Genomic DNA, 16,666 nt, shown 5'->3' with positions numbered 1-16,666 from the left:
TCAAAATTATATCCGATATGTATTACAAATATCATGGATTAGTTACCTTACCTTTACTGATAATTCCGTAGTTACCCACTCACCCCATTCTTCTATTGAAAAATAGACCTTTGCATTTCCCTTTTTATTCTTGGCTTTTATCGTGAACGTCACATCACCGTTTTCATCAGTTACAGCGCTTGTTGGTGAAACCGATATGAGCTTCTTTCCTTCAGTTTTACTATCAACAACTGCAGTAACCGTCAGGCCTTCAACGGGACATTTAAAAATGGTATTATCATCTTCTATCACATCACCTTGAGCGGCTGTTATGGTTATATCTTTACTTTTCTTTCTTTTAATTTTCAATTTGGCGGCAGACCAGCTCATTATATTAGTCTCGCCACAATCTGATGCCTGACCTAAATTAATATCAACCTGAGCCGGGGTGCTTCTGCTTGAGGTTGTACCGTCTCCCAGTTCACCATCCCCATTATACCCCCATGCCCAGACCGTGCCGTCTGACTTCACGGCAATGCTATGCCAATCGCCAGCTACAATGGCCGTAACAAAGCGAAGTCCTATCACTTGCACAGGAATGTAGCTATCTGCGTTAGCCCCGTCTCCCAACTGACCATCCCAACCATACCCCCACGCCCAAGCATAACCTTCTGAATCCACAGCAAGGTTATGCTTATATCCAGCCGCGATCGTAGTAATATACTGGCCGTAGAAATTCACTTGTATGGGTGTATTTCTATTTGTAGTTGTTCCGTCTCCCAATTGACCGCCTTCGTTATTTCCCCATGCCCAGACCGTGCCGTCTGATTTTAGTGCCAGACTGTGCTGGTCGCCAACTGCTATGGCATTAACATTGCTGAGGCTGCCTACCTGCACGGGTGCAGTTCTATTCGTTTCTGTCTCGTCTCCCAATTTACCATAAGCATTTTCACCCCATGCCCAGACAGTACCATCGTACTTTAAAGCAAGGCTGTGATTATCACCCCCAGCAATGGCAATAACATCGCTGAGGTTACTTACCTGAACAGGTGTAGTGCTGTCTGCGGTTGTACCATCTCCTAATTGTCCATACCAGTTCGCTCCCCACGCCCATACGGTACCATCTGATTTCAAGGCTAGACTGTGTGAATCTCCACCAGCAACTGCGATAGCACCACTGAGATCAGTTACCTTCACGGGGGAACTTCTGTTTGTGTACGTTCTATCTCCCAGATGACCATCATCATTATGCCCCCACGCCCATACGGTACCATCCGATTTTACTGCAAGGCTGTGATGATGCTGTCCACCATCAATGGCAATGACGTCACTGAGGTCGTTTACCTGAACAGGAGTAGTCCTGTTGGTAAATGTTCCATCCCCTAATTGCCCATCCCCATTATGTCCCCATGTCCAGACTGTGCCGTCATACTTTAGGGCAAGGGTGTGTGAATCCCCTGCCGCAACCTTTGGTTCTGTCGTTGTTGTAGGGGTTGGTGTTCCAGTTGTACCCGTTACTGAAACCGTATTTGTTATTGTTGTGCTATTACCATCAGCATCTAGATTATCTGAGTAAGGCGCTGTAAATAAATTAACGTCTCACTTTGAAGCCTTGATTGCATGTTTCCAGAGCATGAAATTGATCTACTTGATACCTTTATTTATTTACAGTGCCTAAGACACAGTTATAGTATCATTTACTCCAACACCTATTTTTCGAGGAGATGCAGACAAGTCTGTCGTATCGCCCGTCACGAATGTACCCTTAAAACTGCCAGAGTTCACATTCATTTCCATTAACCCAAGATAGAAGCCTGTTGTATCTGAATTTGATTTAATTCTCACATTTCCAGTATCGGCATAGCTACTGGTTGTATTTAAATCCCAATCCACGACTGTTACTACAACAGAATCATATAGAGATACTTCTGACGGACTTACAGATAAGGCAGCAGTGTGACCACCTGGAGTAAGCGTTGTTGTAGGGGTTGGTGTTGTCTTAGACGTATACGTATAGGTGAGTGTATATGAATTTGTAGTATTCGATGAGCCACTGAATCCGTATATCTTGATATAGTAATTTCCCGTTGAAGTGGCATCGTAGTCAATCGACTCGCTCACACCACTCCCATTAGTAGAACTGACGATTTTCGCATAAGAAGCATCATACAGCTCTAATTCATAATCATTGGAAGACGGAACCGTTAAGGACAGTGATATTGTACCTTCGATTGTTATATTCACCTTAAACCAATCCACGTCACTATCCGAGCAAATCTTGCCACTGTAACTCGATCCAGAACGCAAAGGTCCGTAAGCTTCAGACGTACTGTTGTTAGGCTCGTAGCTGTCAGTACACGTAGTTGGAGTTGGTGTTGGTGTTGGTGTTGGTGTTGGTGTTGGTGTTGGTGTTGCTGATGTGGCAGAAAGATTGCCGTCCAGCTTAGATACAAAGACATCATAACCATAATAATAAGAGGTATCATATGCCCCACTCGTAGTCGGAAAGCCTCCTCCGCTAGTCCAACCCGTTACATATACATTCCCGCTTGTGTCTAGGACGAGAGAATAACCCTCATCATCATTAGACCCGCCCAGGTACGTGGATGCCAGCAGGCTCGTTAATCCACTGTTCAGCTTCGAGACAAAGACATCAGAATCATCACTATCGGAAGTATCATATGCACCCCTCGTAGTCGGAAAGCGTGATGACTCAGTTTGCCCCGTCACATACACATTCCCGTTCGTGTCGAGGGCGAGGGAATAACCATAATCATCACTAAGCCCGCCCAGATACGTGGATGCCAGCAGGCTCGTTAATCCACCGTCCAGCTTAGATACAAAGACATCATAACCATAATTATAAGAGGTGTCATATGCCCCGCTCGTAGTCGGAAAGAGTGGTGACATAGTATACCCCGTCACATATACATTCCCGCTCGTGTCGAGGGCAAGAGAACGACCCTCATTATAACCAGGCTCGCCCAGGTACGTGGATGCCAGCAGGCTCGTTAATCCACTGTTCAGCTTCGAGACAAAGACATCATGAGAACCAGTTTGACTCAAAGATGTATCATATGCCCCACTCATCGTCGGAAAGTCTGATGACTTAGTATACCCCGTCACATATACATTCCCGCTCGTATCGAGGGCGAGGGAATAACCATAATCATCACTAGACCCGCCCAGGTACGTGGATGCCAGCAGGCTCGTTAATCCACTGTTCAGCTTCGAGACAAAGACATCAGAAGAACCAGTTTGAGAGGTATCATATGCCCCACTCGTCGTCGGAAAGTCTGATGACATAGTATACCCCGTCACATATACATTCCCGCTCGTGTCGAGGGCGAGGGAATAACCATAATCCTGACCAGACCCTCCCAGGAACGTGGATGCCAGCAGGCTCGTTAATCCACCGTCCAGCTTCGAGACAAAGACATGTTCCTGATAATTACCACCAGTAAAAGAGGTATCATATGCCCCGCTCGTCGTAGGAAAGTCTGATGACCCGGTCTTCCCCGTCACATATACATTCCCGCTTGTGTCGAGGGCTAGAGAATAACCACAATTATAATCAGACCCGCCCAGGAACGTGGATGCCAGCAGGCTCGTTAATCCACCGTCCAGCTTCGAGACAAAGACATGTTCCTGATAATTACCACCAGTAAAAGAGGTATCATATGCCCCGCTCGTCGTAGGAAAGTTTGATGACTTGGTATACCCCGTCACATATACATTCCCGCTCGTATCGAGGGCAAGGGAATAAACATAATCATTATCAGACCCGCCTAGGTATGTGGAGGCTAGTAGGGGGTCGATGATTAGTTCATATGTTTTGTCGTAAGAGGCGACTTTGAAGCCGTACTCCAATTTTGGATTTTGGATTTCAGAATTTGGATTGTGTTTATGGGTGGAATGGACAAACTTTTTTGTCCGTGTTTTATTGTAGCTTGCTGATTTCCAATTTGGAATTTTTTGATTCCGTCTCCCGACTTCTGGATTCTGAATGTCGTATTCAACATCTACCGCCACCCGATTCCCATCGATTTCCTGATATGCTATGGGTTTTGTAAACTTAACCATCCCCAATTCCGTTTCTGCTTCAAGCTGCCCTTCGTCATTTACACGCAAATCTTTTGCACCACTGAGCTTTACCTGTATTTGATCGGGGTTTGCATCTGGTTTTACACAAAAAAGCTTCTCGACATTATTTCCATACGCCTTTAATTTGAGTTCTATACCGTCGTAGACTTCACCAAGCGATACTACATCATATGCTGAAATATTGGTTTTCCATTGAGATGTGTCATTTCCCTTAAAATAGCTCACCTTTGTTACAGCCTTTTCATTTCCAGTTATCTCATGAACTCTGCCACCTACAAGCGTCTCTTTAATGGCAACTCCCTGGGTGTCTTGACCGATATTCTTAGCAATGCCAGCTAAAAGACAATTGGTACAATATGGGATGTTTGCTTCATGATGCAAGATGCACGATAAACGATTTGTGGTATTTGACATGTTTCGTGGACCCTGAATCATGCATTTTGCCTCTTGATTCTTCGAACATCGAACTCCCGACTCTGAACTATTATTCGGCAACGCATACACAATCTCGCCGTCTTTTGTCACGAACACCGTCCCGCCAAATGTATTGGCATAGAATTTCACCTGTTCATCTACCTGTCCGTTGTTGGCTATAAAGGGTATTTGAAGCTTCTTTGTTTTCTGGGCAAATGCCGCCGAGTCTAATTTCGGATCCCCGGTCGAAGTCGAGGACAAGTTTTGGATTGTAGATTGCGGAATTGAGCTTTTGAATGATTGTTTATTTGAGTTTTCATGGCTTGCTATCAACGATGGGATGGAAAATACTATCAGAAAAAGAATTGCTGATACTGTAAAAACAACACAATTTCTTTGTATCATGGCAGCCTCCGGAATTGGTAGTTGTATCGATGGAGAAATCCAGTCCACCCCCTGCACCCATAAGCGCTAACTTGTTTTATTGACAAATTTTATTCATCATGGTATTTTTATGTTAATTATCCCGCTAATCACTCTATAGGAGGATAAAGCCATGATGAGAGAAGATTGGGATCTTCTAAGAACTTTCTTCCCAAACGATTGGAAAAGTTTAGCCGTTGATACAAATGCTTTAAAAGGCTTGCGCAAGGATAAATCTGAAGAAAAGCTTCTTCGAACATTATTAATTCATTTAGGATGTGGCTATTCATTGCGTGAAACAGTAGTTCTAGCCAAGCGTGCTAACTTAGCAGATTTATCCGATGTTGCCTTATTAAAGCGATTAAAAAAGAGCAAAGAATGGCTATATAAATTATGTTTATCTTTATTCCGTGAGCGTGGCCTCCAAATTAATAAACGGAATAATTTTCATCTTCGCTTATTTGATGCAACAACAGTAAAGGAACCTGGGAAAACAGGAAGTCTTTGGCGCATTCATTATAGTATTGAGGTTCCTTCATTATCTTGCGATTTCTTTAAACTTACGGGAACTGAAGGAGAAGGCACAGGAGAATCTTTTCGGCAGTTTCCGATGAAAAAAGATGATTATATTATAGCTGACAGAGGTTACTGTACTGGCCAAGGAATTCATCATGCAACAAGGAAAGGCGCTTATCTTAGCGTTAGAGTTAATTCGCAATCTCTACGGATATTCGGCGAAGAAAAGAAACCCTTTCCTTTATTGAAAGAAATCCAATATTTAAAAAGACCCCTTGCTATAAAATCATGGAACGTTTTTATTCCAAACGTTGATAATACTGAATATGTCAAAGGTCGTCTTTGTATAATACACAAAACAGAAGAAGCCATTAAAATAGCTCATAAAAAACTTAAAAGACATGCAAGCAAAAAGGGCATTGAACTAAAACCGGAGACCCTTATTTATGCCAAGTACGTAATAGTATTCACAACGTTTCCTGAAAATCAATTTACCGCTTTTGATATCTTAGAATGGTATCGAGTTCGATGGCAAATTGAACTGGTCTTTAAAAGATTTAAACAAATAGCACAATTTGGACACTTACCTAAATACGATGATGATAGCTCAAAAGCTTGGCTTTATGGCAAACTATTCGTTGCTCTTTTGACAGAAAAACTAATAGATTTTGCTACGTCTTTTTCCCCCTGGGGATACTTCATTGTCAAGCAAGAAGACTAAAAGCAAATGGCGTGAATTTGCTTTTATGCTTAATCAAGTAAAACGGGCTATAGAACCAGCGTTATCATTACAGGAAGTTCTTAAGTGCTGGAATGACATTGCTTGTTCTTTAGCAGAAAATACAAGAATCCGAAAAACACAGATATCAAAATACTTCGAGCATACCTAAAACAAGTTAGCGCTTATGCCCCCTGCACCCCCGCCAGCGGGGGACATGGTTTGAACAGGAGCATTCCCGATTTTTGGTTAACTAATTGTACATTGTACCACAAGCATCCTGCTTGTGGTGTTTTACCCTCAAGCTGGAAGCTTGAGTTACTATTCTTCCCCTCCCCCCTGCTAATGACATTTTTACAAAAAATCGGGAATGCTCCCGATAAGTATTAAAAATGACAAACAAAAAGCAATGCCGTAACGTTTACCCTTCAATCTTCCTTTTCCTGACTGTAAAGGGAAAACACGTGTTAATAAAGGCATTAGACCTGTTAATTTAAATTTCTGGTTATTATTTATCTGAACTATACATAATTTGGCGATACACGATAATCAAAAATTCCATTAAGGTCGTGGTCAATTTCCATTTCAAGATTTGGGTTTTCATCTGGAGAAAATCTAAGTGTTGCCTTGCCGTTCCTGGGAATTTCAAGCCAGTCAAATTCCACTTCGCACACTTCCTTTGTATTCCTGTTGTATCTGCTGATTTTCAGGGTTACTTCTTCGCCGTCGAGGGAATAGACTTCAAATATCTGGTCCTTTTCTGAATACAATATTTTAATGGTTGCGCATCCACCACAAGAAGTATCAAACGAACAATTATCCAAAAGGTTCGAAACATTACCCTCTATATCATGGGCAATAATTTTGATATTGGAAGAAGCACAAATTTCATAATCTGATGGCTTAGGACTTGTTGCCCACAATATTGGTTTTTCCCAACGACCACCTATTTCATCATCTATGTAATCAATGTAGGGCGGACTTGAGGGACCGGAATTATACCCGTATATAATATCGTAATCTCTTTTGTTATTCATTTTCTTTTTAGTCTGCTTTCCCCAGTACCCTTTCCAATATATCCAATCTTGATTTTCCTCTGTCCAATCAGTCATGTCTTCAATTACATAAGCATATTTTTTTGTACTCGTTTTTATTTCATCAATTTCAGCATTAGACATAGTATCCGGATGTAATACGTCACCATTATCAGCTGTCTCATCAGTACAATCCATGCACGTTGCAGGTTCTTGATACCACTTGTGATTTCCAGGTTTGTTCCAACACCCGTGCCCCCCCAAAGTCATATATACCAAAGGGTGATTTCCATCATCGCTTTTGCTTACCTCTTTGTCATCCCATAAGAATGTTTGCCCGCCACGATGAAAAGAATAGGTAATTTTCCATGGCTGCTTATTGCTGTCTAAAATAATCTGGATCATTTCCCAGTCCCCTTCGTGCTTATTACCGCCTTCATAAGAGCCGCTCCAATCATTGTAAACATAAAAAAACCAATATTGAAGCACTGTTTTTGTTTTATCCTCTTCGCTAATAAATTTACGGCCATAAACAGTTTGTCGTTCTTTCCATTCCTCCTTTTTTGCCTTCTTCTCTGCCTTCTTTTTTAGCTGAAGATAATAATAGTTATCATCATTGTAATCATCCATATTGTAATCATTCATTAACAAATCTGTAGTAAGTTTTTTATCTTTTGTATCTACTTGTTCTCCTTTATATTTTTTACACGTACCATCTTTTTTTTCTTTTTTACATATTTTTTCGTATAGTTCTGAATTTTCCAACATTACTTTAACATTTGTAGGATGTAATCGCTCCTTAGAGTGCATATACAAAATCGGCGCGTATTTTTCCAGGAGGTTTTCTTCCTCTGGGCTTGTTGTTGGAGACGGTGTTGGTGCAGGTGAAGGCGTGGGCGAAGGGGTAGGTGTGGTTGCAGCAGAGGCAGAAAGATTACCGTCCAGCTTCGAGACAAAGACATTATAACTTCCACCATTATGAGAGGTATCATATGCACTACTCGTCGTCGGAAAGCCTGTTGATCCAGTAGACCCCGTCACATATACATGCCCGCTTGTGTCGAGGATAAGAGAATTACCAAAATCATAATCAGACCCACCAAGGTACGTGGATGCCAGCAGGCCCGTTAATCCATTGTTCAGCTTCGAGACAAAGACATCATAACCACCATTAAAGGATGTATCATATGCCCCGCTCGTGGTCGGAAAGTCTGTTGACGTAGTAAACCCCGTCACATATACACGCCCGCTTGTGTCGAGGGAGAGAGAATAACCCCAAGCCTCACTAGATCCGCCCAGGAACGTGGAAGCAAGCAGGCTCGTTAATCCACCATCCAGCTTCGAAACAAAGGCAGCATAACCACCATTAAAAGTGGTATCATATGCCCCGCTCGTGGTCGGAAAGTTTGGCCCAGCAAGCCCCGTCACATATACGTTCCCGCTTGTGTCGAGGCTGAGAGAATAACCCCGATCATCACCAAACCCGCCCAAGAAAGTGGATGCCAGCAGGCTCGTTAATCCACCGTCCAGCTTCGAGATAAAGACGGCACTGCCGCTATTAAAAGAGGTATCGTATGCCCCGTTCGTAGTCGGAAAGTCTGTTGAAGGAGTATTCCCCGTCACATATACGTTCCCGCTTGTGTCGAGGGCAAGAGATTTACCATAATCATCAGCAGACCCGCCCAGGTACGTGGATGCCAGCAGTCTCGTCAGTCCACCGTCCAGCTTCGAGACAAAGACATCATAATAACCACCATTAAGAGAGGTATCATGTGCCCCGCTCGTGGTAGGAAAGTCTGATGAAGAAGTATTCCCTGTCACATATACATTCCCGCTTGTGTCAAGGGCGAGAGAATTACCAATATCATCATTAGACCCGCCCAGGTACGTGGATGCTAGCAGGCTCGTTAATCCACTGTCCAGCTTCGAGACAAAGACATCACCATAATAATTACCACCATTATAGGAGGTATCATAAGCACCGCTCGTGGTCGGAAAGTCTGTTGAACCAGTATACCCCATCACATATACGTTCCCGCTTGTGTCGAGGGTAAGAGAATACCCCGACTCACCACCAGACCCTCCCAGATACGTGGATGCCAGCAAACTAGTTAATCCACTATTCAGCTTCGAGACAAAGACATCCATATAACCATTAAAAGAGGTATCATAAGCCCCGCTCGTCGTCGGAAAGTCTGATGAATAAGTCCACCCCGTCACATATACGTTCCCGCTTGTGTCGAGGGCGAGAGAATTACCAAAATCACCACTACTAGACCCGCCCACGTACGTGGATGCCAGCAGGGGGTCGATGATGAGGTCTTTTGTGCAGTCGTAGCTTGCTACGGTGAAGCCGTATTCTAATTGCGGATCCCCGATCTCAGTCGAGGACAAGTTTCGGGTTTCGGATTTCAGATTTGTTTTACATTCCGCATTCTGCATTCCACAATCCGCAATCGTATATTTACATTCCACGTCCACTCGTCTGCCGTTTATTTCCTGATATGCCACGGGTTTTGTAAACTTTACCGCCCCAAGCTTTGTCTCTGCCACAAGCTGTCCTTCGTTATTTACCCGCAAATCTATTACACCACTGAGCTTTACCTGTATTTGTTCGGGGTTTGCGTCTGGTTTTACACAAAAAAGCTTCTCTACATTATTTCCATACGCCTTTAATTTGAGTTCTATACCGTCGTAGACTTCTCCAAGCGATACTACATCATATGCTGAAATATTGGTTTTCCATTGAGATTTGTCGGTTCCTTTAAAATAGCTCACCTTTGTTACAGCCTTTTCATTTCCAGTTATCTCCTGAACTCTGCCGCCTACAAGCGTCTCTTTAATGGCAACTCCCTGGGTGTCTCGTCCGGTATGTTTAGCAAGGCATGCTAAAAGACAATTGGTGCAATATGGGATGTTTGATTCATGATGCAAGATGCACGATAAACGATTTGTGGTATTTGACATGTTTCGTGTATTTTGTATTTTGCATTTTGCATTGTGTATCCCATTGGGCGAACGCATTGAAGACGCAAGGCATTGCGTCTCTACATCTGAACTATTATTCGGCAAGGAATACACAATCTCACCGTCCTTCGTTACGAACACAGTTCCGCCAAAAGTATTGGCATAGAATTTCACCTGTTCATCTACCTGGCCGTTATTGGCTAAGAAGGGTATTTGAAGTTTCTTTGTTTTCTGGGCAAATGCCGCCGAGTCTAATTTCGGATCCCCGGTCGAAGTCGAGGACAAGTTTTGGATTGTAGATTGCGGAATTGAGCTTTTGAATGATTGTTTATTTGAGTTTTCATGGCTTGCTATCAACGATGGGATGGAAAATACTATCAGAAAAAGAATTGCTGATACTGTAAAAACAACACAATTTCTTTGTATCATGGCAGCCTCCGGAATTGATAGTTGAATCGATGGAGAAATCCAGTCCACCCCCTGCACCCCCGCCAGCGGGGGACATGGTTTGAACAGGAGCATTCCCGATTTTTGGTTAACTAATTGTACATTGTACCACAAGCATACTGCTTGTGGTGTTTTACCCTCAAGCTGGAAGCTTGAGTTACTATTATTCCCCTCCCCCCTGCTAATGACATTTTTACAAAAAATCGGGAATGCTCCCGACAAATGACAAATAAATTCAGAGCAGGGATTTTGTGATTTGGGCATTGGAATTTAACAGCAGGACATGGACTCATTATCCGTATAAACTCATGAGTTCAGGCTTCGTCGTGAGCTCAGCCGAACGGTTACAAACCTAAACCCGCAAACGAGTTGTGCTTCGGGAGTTTAATAGATTACGCTCAATAGTTGCCCTTTTCTATCTATCAACCGATAGAGGTATTGCTGTTTTTCCTTACTATCATAACCGACAAGTACCCTCTGCCGCTTCCTTTTAGTGACAAGAGATCGCAGGTTACAAAGGCATTTTTTTGTCCGATATACGAGGCAAAAAGGCCATTTCCGGTAAGTCCCATATCATCCAGCAAGAATAAAACTTCATCCAGTTTCTTTGCAACCTTCATCAAAACTACGGTGTCGAACAATTCCAAAACAGGCCTTAACGAGGCAACATCCTCCGGCACAGGTATTACGGCCAGCTTCTCATCGCCGGTCAGCAGGGGAAAGTTTCCGAAACAAGCCGCAGCGTTATAAGAGGTAATACCGGGAATTGTGTGAATAACCTCATTTGGCAGGAGTGCACCAAGATGACGCAACAGATAAATGTAAGTGCTGAATGTCATCGGATCCCCAAGCGTTAAATATACTACATCATGTCCTTTCAAAACTTCATCACGCACTTCTTCCGCCGATTTTTTCCATGCCGCATCAAGAATATTTTTCTCTTTTGTCATGGGATAAATCTGTGTCACAATTTTTTTCAGCCCTACATAATCCTCTACTATCTGTAACGCCAGACTTTCCTCTTTTGTATCGGATTTAGGCACAAAAATACAATCCGCATTGCGTATGGTATTTACTGCCTTGATTGTCAACAGTTCCGGATCTCCAGGGCCAAGCCCGATGCCATAAAAATTACCTGTCTTCATTTTTTTATAAATGCCATAACATAGTTAACGCCTTAACTGTGGGGCAGGTGATAACCTGTACGCACGAGTGATTTGTTAGCCCGTATATGCTTTAGAGAATTTACACTTTGGAAAATTAGAACAACCCCAAAATTTATTTCCTGCGTTTTTCCCATGCTGAGCTACCCGCATTACAAGTTCGCCTCCGCAGACTGGACAGAGATTTGCAGTTGTCCGTGGTTTATTGATTTCATCAGGGGAATAAGTTAGCTTTGTCTGAACACTCCTTATCAAATTAACAACCTGACTTCCTTCTACTAAATAAATAGGCTTATCTACTGCAAAGTTTTTAGCTTCTTGAGTAAATAAGCCAGAGGTAACTATAATAACACCTGCAGCATGTTTAGCGGTCATTACACCATACATTTCCCGAACAACACGAACATCTACTTTGTAACTTCTCCACTGTTTACACTGGACTAAAAACATATTGCCATCTTTTTTCAAAACTAAATCGATTCCACCATCAGGGCCAATGTCATAGTTTTCGACTACAGAGTAACCTTTGCGACGATAGGCTTCTGCTATCAACTCTTCAAACTGCTTCCATGACAAAGATTTAATTGAATCAATGTCTTTTTGTTTGTCCAGTAATTTCCTTTTTCTTGATGAATTAAAATATGAGATAGGAGCATGAACGAGAAAGATGATTGCTACAAAATATGCTATTGTCGGCGCTGCACCAGCAACGCCCTTGAGAACCCAGCTTTGAAAATTAATTGCCGGCACAATGAATTTAAGCACAAAAAAAGCAGTTGCCGAAAGAACTACGCTTATCCACCATGGAACTTGAGTTAGCAATTTTAATATAGATTCATTTCTTTTTGCCATTATAATTTTCTCGGGCTAACGACCAAGCTGCGCGGCTGTGAACCCCACCTAGCTGTTCGTAAAAATGATGCACTTGAAACTAACTCAACTGGTGGGGAAAAACACGGGGTTCACAGTACGCTCCAGCGCTGGGTTGGGCTTGTTCATGACATACCGAGCCATTCTTTTAAGGCTACCTCTATTTTCTGACTATCTGCATGACTCAGTTTGCCAAGTCTTTTGATGATTAAGGATTGATGCACTGTATATATTCCACGTTTAACTGCTGTTACAACATTGAGTCCTGCTAATGTCCAATCGGTGAGCACAAATTCTCCTTTTAAAAGAGAAGTCGTCTTACTGGTTAGAGGAACAACCAGTAAATCATGTGAAACATGGGGAGCATTGACGACAACCGCAGGACGTACTTTTTGCACCGATACACCCGAAAATGGATATTGCACTAAAACAACGTCATTTTTGGAGTAATTCGGCATAAATATCATCCTCTGGGTTATTCCACACCTTGTCGAGAGAGTTTTGACTCACTTCTGTCCAGAATTGTGTTTCTTCATTTTGGAGTACAGTTACTAATACATGTGTTCCCTCACACAAAACCGTTGGCTCCAATAACTTGATCTTTCCTTCATGCACAATGCCTTCTAAAGTATTGAACATCTTTCCTCCAAGATTAAGAAAATCCAATATCCAATCTAATTTTTTTCGTTGTATAGTTCATAAAAAAACTGTTTCATACGATCCGCTTCTTCGCGTGTAAGCCGATCAAAAGAACAAAGCCGATCTCTACTCCAGAAAAATATTTGCTCGTCAGGGTTTTATTTTACTTTAATTAAATTCTATAGCTTCTTTTAGGGTAACTCTAAGACTTTCAATTAATTCTTCATGGGTATGTTCCTGGCAGTTTATCCCTGGTATTTCCCCTACCCATCCAATCCACCAATCGCCTTCTTGCTTTATAACAGCGGTAAATTCTGTGTTCATAATTTACCCCCCCCTTCAAATAAGTAACTATAACTAAAATCCACTAATTCGAGTATCTATTTTATTGCCATAATAATCTGTGAATATTTGCTCAACTACCTGTTTTTTTAATAATTACTACAGAAGCCCCATTTGTGCTAAGATTCATTGCGGATTGTATCGTTTTTTCATGAATTGTCTCATTGGAGAGGGAAAGATTCTCGCAAATAAACATCCGCCTTTTCAGAATTCCCGCATCCATCAGCTTGCACGCAATCCTTGCAGGCGTATTCACTTTATCCGTTAAAACTGCTACCTTATCGTAATCTTTCACTTTTTTAATAAGTTCTTTATATCCTGAACTTCTTCCATGTACACTCACAAATGCCGCATCTTCCCAGCTCTCGCCAATGGCGGCAAACGCCAATTGTATACTGCTCAACCCTGGAATAATAATACAGGAACCACGTCCGAATTTTTTTACAATCATTTTCGTGTAACTAAAAAAACAGGGGTCGCCGCTTACGAGGACAACCACTTGCCTGGTAAAACTCCAATGCGCTATTTTTTTCAACAAAAGTTTATAGTTTTTTTCAATAATAATTCTTTTAGCACCGGTATCGGGAAAGAGTTTTAGCAACCGCCTGCTGCCAACAAGAATATCCGCCTTTTTAATATTATATAACGCCTTTGGGGTAATATATGATTTTAGCCCTGGTCCGCAACCGACTATAATAACGCTATTTCTCAGTTCTTCCGCCATTTTTCCGCGCTCTCCGATCTTCCCACCACAGAACCCCTCATATCAAACAATACTACACCCGCAGATACCTTGCGATGCAAATATACACGCACCTTCTCTTCAATTTTATCAGCAACACTATCCATTACATATAATGCGTTATTTTGACTCAATAATTCCAGGATCCCTTCTACGGTAGCAGCTTCTTTAAGTTTATCAAGCATCTGCTGCGTGCGGCATACAGATTTTACATGGTCAATTAAAATATCGTTTGCCGGACGTGAAACGGAGCTGTGCGTATTAAAATCATCTCTGAGCAACTTGGCGAGTTTGCCGGGGTGTCCGGCAAGCATTACACGTTCAAAGCCTCTGTCTTTTACCGCATTCAGCATAAAACCAACATGATTACTCATTTGAACAATCTGATCATTTGCAATGCAGAAATAACCCGACACTGCACGTTCACCCAGATTCCCCGGAACTAACACAACTTCTTTATACCCTAACCCTTTTGCAATATCAAGCCCACACAAAAGGGATGTTTTTAGTGCTTCGTCTGACATGGGACGCACAATGCCTGTAGTCCCGAGAATAGAAATACCCCCTACAATGCCTAGTTTAGGATTAAAGGTCTTTTCCGCGAGTCTTTCACCATCAGGAACAGAAATAATTACCTTTGCCCCACTATGGCGTCCAATCACTTCACGTACTGCATCCTCAATCATGCGTCCAGGCACGGGATTTATTGCCGCCTGCCCTACAGGAGACTGTAATCCCGGCTTAGTTACACGGCCAACACCAACTCCGCCGTCAATTTCTATTGTTAGGGCACAACTTCGCTCTACCCGTGCATGTACAAAACAGCCATTCGTTACGTCAGGGTCGTCTCCCGCGTCCTTTTGAACAGCACATTCCGCTGATATTGAAGATACTTGTTTATGATAAATTTTAAGTTTGAGTTTTGTACCCGCCGGCGTGTCAATCTCAATCTCATCAGGGATATTTCCCTTCCACAGCCCTATAGCCGCTGCCTTAGCAGCCGCCGTAGCACAACTTCCCGTAGTATAACCAGATTTCATATCCTACCCCGGAAAACGAATAATTAGTACCTTATCAGCAATTTCTTCGCACACTTCCATTCGTCAGTGCGTGCTTTTTGGTAAAATATCTAATGGTGAAATCCGAATCAATGTTAATATGCTATATTAAATTTTTCGGGAAATGGATACTTTTGGCTATATGATTTACCGTGCCTTCTTCGCCAATTCAATGACAGCGTTAATGATAGCCACCGCCACTGCGCTCCCGCCTTTACGGTTATCATTGGTAATATAAGGTATGGATATCTGTTTTAATGCCGCCTTTGCTTCAACCGCGCCTACAAATCCTACAGGGATACCAATTACCAGCGCCGGTTTCGCCTTGTCCTTTTTTATTAAATCAATAAGTTCAAACAAGGCGGTTGGCGCGTTGCCGATTACCACAACACCCCCCTGCATTTCATCAAGTGAAAACTGCATGGCAATCATCGCACGGGTTTTTCCCGATCGTTTTGCCTCATCAGCAACCAAGTTATCGTCAATCTTACAGACCAGTTTTCCTCCAAAATTTTCAACAGGTTTTTTACTGATCCCCGCTTTCACCATATTTACATCGGTAATGATGTTTTTCCCATCCTTTATGGCTTTTACTCCAGCTTCAACCGCATTGGAAGAAAATAGTAAATTGTACGCATATTCCGTATCGCCTGTAGCATGAATTGCGCGTTGTATTACAGGTCTCTGTAATTCAGGTATATTCGCGAGATTAACGAGTTTATCGATGATCTCAAAACTTTCATCGATAATTAATTGCGGCTGTTCCAACCGGCCTTTTTCACCGAATTGTCTCTCTACCAGTTTTTCATGAATACGGTCTGCCGCAATTAATGCAATTCGTTCATCCGCTCCGATATTATTGGTATAGATAAATTCCATCTTCGGATATTTCGCTCTCTCCTTTTCCAGCATTTCGGGAATGTCTTTAAATACATGATTCCCCTTAAAAAGAAGCAGCGGAGCTACTACAATCCGCCCCATTCCGTTTGCCACTGTTTTTTCAACCACCTCATCCAATCCAGGTTTTGCCAGTTGCAAAAATGCCGGTTCAACCATGTCCCAACGATTCATTGCACGAAGCATATCCGCTATTTTCAACAAGCCTTCATTGCCACTACTTATTTTACTACCATGAGAAATGAGTATAACACCTGTTTTCATTATCAATAACCTTCTTTAAAAACCTTGTTGGCATAGCCAGAACCGAACAAGCGCGAGATAAAAAATACGAAATTCGAAGTACGAAATAC

At 42.3% G+C, this 16,666-nt stretch carries 12 protein-coding genes; 1 reads left to right on the top strand and 11 read right to left on the bottom strand.

The window, feature by feature from the left end; all coding sequences use genetic code 11:
- Nucleotides 1-42 precede the first annotated feature (42 nt).
- Nucleotides 43-1,515, bottom strand: a complete 1,473-nt coding sequence (locus tag KSMBR1_RS17785; RefSeq protein ID WP_315850896.1) for an RCC1 domain-containing protein — start codon at nt 1,513-1,515, stop codon at nt 43-45.
- A gap of 138 nt (nt 1,516-1,653) precedes the next feature.
- Nucleotides 1,654-4,902, bottom strand: a complete 3,249-nt coding sequence (locus tag KSMBR1_RS22775) for an SBBP repeat-containing protein (RefSeq protein WP_099326528.1) — start codon at nt 4,900-4,902, stop codon at nt 1,654-1,656.
- A 151-nt stretch (nt 4,903-5,053) separates the two neighbouring features.
- Between KSMBR1_RS22775 and KSMBR1_RS17770 the strand changes: the two genes are divergently transcribed.
- Nucleotides 5,054-6,157: an IS4-like element ISCku3 family transposase gene (locus KSMBR1_RS17770; protein WP_099326527.1), complete on the top strand. Its 1,104-nt coding sequence runs from the start codon at nt 5,054-5,056 to the stop codon at nt 6,155-6,157.
- 518 nt (nt 6,158-6,675) lie between these two features.
- Here KSMBR1_RS17770 and KSMBR1_RS17765 read toward each other — a convergent pair.
- The 9 genes from KSMBR1_RS17765 to KSMBR1_RS17730 form a co-directional block, all read right to left on the bottom strand.
- A complete protein-coding gene (locus KSMBR1_RS17765; RefSeq protein ID WP_169703238.1) occupies nt 6,676-10,677 on the bottom strand; it encodes an autotransporter outer membrane beta-barrel domain-containing protein in 4,002 nt (1,333 codons plus the stop codon).
- A 347-nt stretch (nt 10,678-11,024) separates the two neighbouring features.
- Entirely contained in the window at nt 11,025-11,747 is a 723-nt protein-coding gene (gene cobI, locus KSMBR1_RS17760) for a precorrin-2 C(20)-methyltransferase (RefSeq protein ID WP_099326525.1), read from the bottom strand.
- A 75-nt stretch (nt 11,748-11,822) separates the two neighbouring features.
- A complete protein-coding gene (locus KSMBR1_RS17755; RefSeq protein ID WP_099326524.1) occupies nt 11,823-12,617 on the bottom strand; it encodes a restriction endonuclease in 795 nt (264 codons plus the stop codon).
- A 143-nt stretch (nt 12,618-12,760) separates the two neighbouring features.
- Nucleotides 12,761-13,093 (bottom strand): type II toxin-antitoxin system PemK/MazF family toxin, encoded by a 333-nt coding sequence (locus KSMBR1_RS17750; RefSeq protein WP_099326523.1) that lies wholly within the window; start codon nt 13,091-13,093, stop codon nt 12,761-12,763.
- Complete coding sequence (locus tag KSMBR1_RS17745) at nt 13,071-13,274, bottom strand: hypothetical protein (protein ID WP_099326522.1); 204 nt, start codon at nt 13,272-13,274, stop codon at nt 13,071-13,073. Before KSMBR1_RS17745 ends, KSMBR1_RS17750 begins: the two co-directional genes overlap by 23 nt.
- A gap of 168 nt (nt 13,275-13,442) precedes the next feature.
- Entirely contained in the window at nt 13,443-13,598 is a 156-nt protein-coding gene (locus KSMBR1_RS21270; RefSeq protein ID WP_157820711.1) for a type II toxin-antitoxin system HicB family antitoxin, read from the bottom strand.
- 91 nt (nt 13,599-13,689) lie between these two features.
- The gene (gene cbiE, locus KSMBR1_RS17740) at nt 13,690-14,340 is read right to left on the bottom strand and encodes a precorrin-6y C5,15-methyltransferase (decarboxylating) subunit CbiE (RefSeq protein ID WP_099326521.1); all 651 of its coding nucleotides are present in this window, start codon (nt 14,338-14,340) and stop codon (nt 13,690-13,692) included.
- A complete protein-coding gene (cbiD, locus tag KSMBR1_RS17735) occupies nt 14,325-15,398 on the bottom strand; it encodes a cobalt-precorrin-5B (C(1))-methyltransferase CbiD (RefSeq protein ID WP_099326520.1) in 1,074 nt (357 codons plus the stop codon). The genes cbiE and cbiD overlap by 16 nt, the downstream gene beginning before the upstream one ends.
- A gap of 165 nt (nt 15,399-15,563) precedes the next feature.
- Nucleotides 15,564-16,577: a precorrin-8X methylmutase gene (locus KSMBR1_RS17730; protein ID WP_099326519.1), complete on the bottom strand. Its 1,014-nt coding sequence runs from the start codon at nt 16,575-16,577 to the stop codon at nt 15,564-15,566.
- Nucleotides 16,578-16,666 lie beyond the last annotated feature (89 nt).

Origin of the sequence: Candidatus Kuenenia stuttgartiensis, from assembly GCF_900232105.1 — a bacterium.
Taxonomy (GTDB): Bacteria; Planctomycetota; Brocadiia; order Brocadiales; family Brocadiaceae; genus Kuenenia; species Kuenenia stuttgartiensis_A.
This window is presented reverse-complemented; position numbering and strand designations above follow the sequence as displayed.

What these genes read in the sequence shown, in the direction of transcription:
- cbiD (WP_099326520.1), bottom strand. Translation starts at nt 15,398, where the DNA reads ATGAAATCTGGTTATACTACGGGAAGTTGTGCTACGGCGGCTGCTAAG.
- KSMBR1_RS22775 (WP_099326528.1), bottom strand. Translation starts at nt 4,902, where the DNA reads ATGATACAAAGAAATTGTGTTGTTTTTACAGTATCAGCAATTCTTTTT.
- KSMBR1_RS17730 (WP_099326519.1), bottom strand. Translation starts at nt 16,577, where the DNA reads ATGAAAACAGGTGTTATACTCATTTCTCATGGTAGTAAAATAAGTAGT.
- cbiE (WP_099326521.1), bottom strand. Translation starts at nt 14,340, where the DNA reads ATGGCGGAAGAACTGAGAAATAGCGTTATTATAGTCGGTTGCGGACCA.
- KSMBR1_RS17745 (WP_099326522.1), bottom strand. Translation starts at nt 13,274, where the DNA reads ATGTTCAATACTTTAGAAGGCATTGTGCATGAAGGAAAGATCAAGTTA.
- KSMBR1_RS17755 (WP_099326524.1), bottom strand. Translation starts at nt 12,617, where the DNA reads ATGGCAAAAAGAAATGAATCTATATTAAAATTGCTAACTCAAGTTCCA.
- KSMBR1_RS21270 (WP_157820711.1), bottom strand. Translation starts at nt 13,598, where the DNA reads ATGAACACAGAATTTACCGCTGTTATAAAGCAAGAAGGCGATTGGTGG.
- KSMBR1_RS17770 (WP_099326527.1), top strand. Translation starts at nt 5,054, where the DNA reads ATGATGAGAGAAGATTGGGATCTTCTAAGAACTTTCTTCCCAAACGAT.
- cobI (WP_099326525.1), bottom strand. Translation starts at nt 11,747, where the DNA reads ATGAAGACAGGTAATTTTTATGGCATCGGGCTTGGCCCTGGAGATCCG.
- KSMBR1_RS17750 (WP_099326523.1), bottom strand. Translation starts at nt 13,093, where the DNA reads ATGCCGAATTACTCCAAAAATGACGTTGTTTTAGTGCAATATCCATTT.
- KSMBR1_RS17765 (WP_169703238.1), bottom strand. Translation starts at nt 10,677, where the DNA reads ATGCTCCTGTTCAAACCATGTCCCCCGCTGGCGGGGGTGCAGGGGGTG.